Consider the following 4,365-nt stretch of genomic DNA (forward strand, 5'->3'; position numbering starts at 1 on the left):
TTCAAYCCAGATCAAAAAGATCGCACCTGCGGCAGCTCCTACAGGTTTTTTGCACCCGGAATATTTGCATTGTGCCTGCTCGTTCGTCGCCCGGCCCGGTACACTAGCGACGTTTTTTTACCGACGAACACCTCCACCCGCCTCAAGGAATGTACCCATGGGATGGTTAAAAGATTTGCTGGGCACCAGCAACTGGCAGCCGGCTGCGCCCGCTCCGGTAGCCGGCGGCCCACTCGGAATGGCACAGGGCAAAGGCGTGCGATTCGATTCGACCCTGGCCTTGCTGCTTGATGGCAGCACCTCAGTGCAGGTTCCGGCGGCAGAGGCAATCTGGAGCGCTGGCTGGATCGACCTTGGCCAATCCAACAAACTGCATCGCTACTACCTCAACAACGAGGATTTCTGGCTGCAGATCCACGTCACCGGTGACGACCAGATCGAGTCGGTCACCCTGTTCAACTACCTCAACTACGTGACCGTCAACAGTGACGCCGAGCTCCAGCGCCTGGCCGGTCCTGCAAGCCCGATCGGCTTGCCGACCTACACCCACGACGGCGTCCAGTACAGCCGCGAATGGGGCACCGAGCTGGGCCAGACCGAACTGGTCCCGCTGACCGAACACGTGGTCAATCCGGACGAGAGTTACACCATCGAACACCACTCCATGCTTTATGCGCGCGAGACCGGCCTGACCGATCGCCGCGAATTGCTGCTGTTCTCCGTCGAACAGGACGAAGAAGGCACCGTCAGCCTGAGCACCTCGCTGGGCATTTCGCTGTACACGACTGATCTGAGCACCATTTAAAAAGGAAGTTTTCCATGCTGGAAGTGCTGGCCGTTTCCCTGAACAAGACCGCGCTGGTCGGTTTCGTCGTCTACCTGATCGGCGCTGTGCTGCTGTTCATGCTGTTTCAGTTCGTCTACACGCGCATCACGCCCCATAAAGAATTTGAGCTGATCCGCTCCGGCAACATCGCTGCCGCGATCGCCCTGTCCGGCGCGATCATCGGTTTTGCGATTCCGGCCAGCAATGTCATCGCGTTTTCGGTCAACGTCCTCGATTTCGTGCTGTGGGCAGTGATTGCGGCGGTGGTGCAATTGCTCGCGTTCCTCGCCACCGGCCTGGTTCTCAAAGGCACCTCCAGGCGGATCGCCAACGGTGAAATCGCTTCGGGTATCTACGTGGCCGCAGTGGCCATCAGTGTCGGCATGCTCAATGCCGCGTGCATGACCCCGTCCAACTGATCGGCAGGAAGCCTTCGATGAAACGCAGCAAGTACGTTCAACTGTCCCTCGCCGCTTCGGTGGCGCTGGCGATTTCCGGCGAGGTTGCCGCGCAGGATCAGCAACGCTTTCAATCGGTCGAGGAGTGCGTCGGCGCCGAAGTGGCGGCCGATGTCTGCTCCAACGCCTACGTCGCAGCATTGACCGAGCACCGACGCATTGCCCCGGCCTACGCCGACAAGGCCACGTGCGACGCTGACTTCGCTGCCGACTGGTGCCAGAAGAACTCTGACGGCCGCTTCGTGCCCAAACTCGGCGGTTTCAAGGTACCGCAGAACGGCGAGCCCCCGCAGGACCTGAATGCGCTTGCCAACGCGCAGATGCCTGCCGGTGAAGCAGCGGCTGCGCAGAACGCGCAAAGCACTTCCCACGCCTCTGGTGGCGGCGGCAACGGTTGGCTCACGGGCTGGCTGATCGGCAATGCGATGAGCAACAACGCCAACCGCACCGTTTATCGCGATCGCGACACGCGTCAGACCTACAACACCTCGACGCAGTACCGCAAAATCGAATCGGCGCCGCGCAGTCAACCGGACTACGAGAGCAGCAAAAGCAAACCGGTGAACGTCGCCTCGTCGACCTCCCGTGGCGGCTTCGGCAGCCAGTCTTCCGCTCGCAGCGGTTGGGGTGGCTGGGGCAGCAGTTCCGGACGCTCGAGCAGCTGACCATGAAGAAGATCCACTGCGCCGAGCGCCCCGACTGGAAACAGACAGCCGAAAGTCTCGGCTTTCTGTTCCACACCATCGACGACGAGCCGTACTGGGACGAAAGCGCCTACTACCAGTTCACGCTCGCGCAGATCGAAAACGATCTGGAGGACCCGACCACCGAACTGCACGAGATGTGCATGGACCTGGTCGACCGCGTGGTGCACAGCGAAGAGCTGCTGGATCGCCTGAGCATCCCGGCGTCGTACTACGACATGATTCGTACTTCCTGGCTGGAAGGTCATCCGCATCTGTACGGACGCATGGACTTTTCCTACAGCGGCAATGGCCCTGCCAAACTGCTGGAGCTCAACTACGACACGCCGACCAGCCTCTATGAGGCGGCGGCGTTTCAGTGGGGTTGGCTGGAGCAATGCATCGAGCGCGGAATGTTGCCGCGCCACGCCGACCAGTTCAACAGCATCGATACCAGGCTGCATCAGGCGTTTGCCGAGTTGCAGCTCAAGCGTCCGTTCTACTTTGCCTCGATGAAAGACTCGGTCGAGGACAAAGGCACGACCGACTACCTGCGCCTGATCGCGGAAAAGGTCGGCATCGAATCCCGGCACATCGACATCGAAGACATCGGCCTTACCGCCGAGGGTCGCTTCGTTGACCTTGAGGATTGCTGGATCCCGCACCTGTTCAAACTGCACGCCTGGGAATTCATCTTCCACGAGCCGTTCGGTGCGGCGATCGCCGAGTGCGATACACAGTTTTTCGAACCGGTATGGAAAGCGATCCTGTCGAACAAAGGTGCACTCCCACTGCTATGGGAACTGCACAAGGGCCATCCGAATCTGCTGGCGGCGCATCTTGATCCGAACCCGGCCAGTGCGGTGCCCAAGGGTTGGGTGCGCAAACCGTACTTCTCCCGCGAAGGCGCCAATATCGAACTGCACACGGCAGAAGGTCTGATCGTCAAAGAGGACGGGCCCTACACCGATGCGCCATTCATCCTGCAGGAATTTGCGCCATTGCCGAAGTTCGACGACAGCTACACGCTGATCGGCTCCTGGGTGATTGGCGATCAGGCGGCGGGGATCGGCGTGCGGGAGGACAATAGTCTGATTACCAAGGATTCGAGCCGGTTTCTGCCGCACCTGATCCTCGACTGAGGCATGCATCCGCGCCCACAAAAAAAGGCCCCGTCGTTTTGAACGACGGGCCTTTTTTTATTCAGCGTGGATGCAGCATCCAATCAGAACGGAATATCGTCATCGAAACTGTCGAAATCCGGAGCCGGTTGCGGTGCAGCCTGCTGTGGAGCCGGGGCTGGACGCTGTTGCGGAGCCGATTGCTGCGGACGCGGAGCCTGTTGACGTGGCGCCTGCTGCTGATAGTTGTTGCCACCGCCTTGCTGGTCGCCCTGTTGTGGACGGCCGCCGAGCAGTTGCATGGTGCCTTGCATGTCGACCACGATTTCAGTGGTGTAACGCTTGATACCGTCTTTTTCCCATTCGCGGGTCTGCAGCTTGCCTTCGATGTACACCTGCGAACCTTTACGCAGGTATTCGCCGGCGATTTCCGCAACCTTGCCGAACATCGAAACACGGTGCCACTCGGTCTTCTCGACCTTCTGACCGGTTTGCTTGTCGGTCCACTGTTCGCTGGTTGCCAGACTCAGGTTAGTCACGGCGTTACCGTTAGGCAGGTAGCGAACTTCGGGATCCTGGCCGCAAGTGCCGACCAATATGACTTTGTTAACCCCACGGGCCATAACGTTCTCCTAGGCTTCGCAAGCAGCCCCGGCCGGGTTGTTCACCAGGCGTTCGAGGGTGTCGCGATCCACTAATTCTTTGTCCAGTTTGATGTAAACAGCCGCTTCATCAGCAACTATCACTGCATCTGTTACCCCTACGAGGGCCTTGAGGCGCTCGACCAGACCCGCTTCGCGGATCGCCTCGGGCGATAACGGCAAGCGCAGGCTCGTCACATAGGGAGGTTCGCGCATGGTAACAGCAAAGGCCAGCCAGATGGCAGCCAGACCGGCACATCCAAGGAACACAACCGACAGACCGCCGTGCTGAAACAGCCAGCCGCCGAGTATCCCGCCGAGTGCCGAACCGAGGAACTGGCTGGTGGAATACACGCCCATCGCCGTGCCCTTCCCGCCTGCCGGTGAAACCTTGCTGATCAGCGACGGCAACGAAGCTTCCAGCAGATTGAACGCGGTGAAGAATACCACCGTGCCGATCACCAGCGCCCGCAAGCTGTCACCGAACTGCCAGAAGAATAGCTCAGTGAGCATCAGCGTCAGGACGGCGCCAAGCAAGATTCGTTTCATTTTGCGTTTCTTCTCGCCGTAGATGATGAACGGAATCATGGCGAAGAAAGAGATCAGCAGCGCGGTGAGATAGACCCACCAGTGCTG

6 protein-coding genes are annotated in these 4,365 nt (G+C 59.6%); 4 read left to right on the top strand and 2 right to left on the bottom strand.

Annotated elements, in window-relative coordinates; translation table 11 throughout:
* Positions 1-157 precede the first annotated feature (157 nt).
* The 4 genes from HT737_RS12075 to HT737_RS12090 are packed head-to-tail and all read left to right on the top strand — an operon-like array spanning position 158 to position 3,109.
* On the top strand, positions 158-805 hold the full coding sequence (locus HT737_RS12075; protein WP_041074457.1) for a DUF2491 family protein: 648 nt from the start codon (positions 158-160) through the stop codon (positions 803-805).
* 14 nt (positions 806-819) lie between these two features.
* Positions 820-1,245: a DUF350 domain-containing protein gene (locus HT737_RS12080; protein ID WP_025109509.1), complete on the top strand. Its 426-nt coding sequence runs from the start codon at positions 820-822 to the stop codon at positions 1,243-1,245.
* Positions 1,246-1,262: 17 nt separating this feature from the next.
* Positions 1,263-1,949: a DUF1190 domain-containing protein gene (locus HT737_RS12085; protein ID WP_095668191.1), complete on the top strand. Its 687-nt coding sequence runs from the start codon at positions 1,263-1,265 to the stop codon at positions 1,947-1,949.
* A 2-nt stretch (positions 1,950-1,951) separates the two neighbouring features.
* On the top strand, positions 1,952-3,109 hold the full coding sequence (locus HT737_RS12090; RefSeq protein ID WP_182402662.1) for a glutathionylspermidine synthase family protein: 1,158 nt from the start codon (positions 1,952-1,954) through the stop codon (positions 3,107-3,109).
* Between the two features lie 83 nt (positions 3,110-3,192).
* On the opposite strand, the gene HT737_RS12095 is transcribed toward HT737_RS12090, so the two are convergent.
* Both HT737_RS12095 and HT737_RS12100 read right to left on the bottom strand, forming a co-directional pair.
* Positions 3,193-3,711 carry a single-stranded DNA-binding protein gene (locus HT737_RS12095; RefSeq protein ID WP_007966163.1) on the bottom strand — a complete coding sequence of 173 codons (519 nt, stop codon included), beginning with the start codon at positions 3,709-3,711 and terminating at the stop codon, positions 3,193-3,195.
* 9 nt (positions 3,712-3,720) lie between these two features.
* A partial coding sequence (locus HT737_RS12100) for an MFS transporter (protein ID WP_182402664.1) occupies positions 3,721-4,365 on the bottom strand: 645 nt, incomplete at its 5' end.

Source organism: Pseudomonas sp. MD195_PC81_125 (genome assembly GCF_014060985.1).
Lineage (GTDB): Bacteria > Pseudomonadota > Gammaproteobacteria > Pseudomonadales > Pseudomonadaceae > Aquipseudomonas > Aquipseudomonas parakoreensis.

Bases quoted from the DNA above. Each gene is read 5' to 3' on its own strand.
- HT737_RS12090 (WP_182402662.1), top strand. From the start codon at position 1,952: ATGAAGAAGATCCACTGCGCCGAGCGCCCCGACTGGAAACAGACAGCC.
- HT737_RS12085 (WP_095668191.1), top strand. From the start codon at position 1,263: ATGAAACGCAGCAAGTACGTTCAACTGTCCCTCGCCGCTTCGGTGGCG.
- HT737_RS12080 (WP_025109509.1), top strand. From the start codon at position 820: ATGCTGGAAGTGCTGGCCGTTTCCCTGAACAAGACCGCGCTGGTCGGT.
- HT737_RS12095 (WP_007966163.1), bottom strand. From the start codon at position 3,711: ATGGCCCGTGGGGTTAACAAAGTCATATTGGTCGGCACTTGCGGCCAG.
- HT737_RS12075 (WP_041074457.1), top strand. From the start codon at position 158: ATGGGATGGTTAAAAGATTTGCTGGGCACCAGCAACTGGCAGCCGGCT.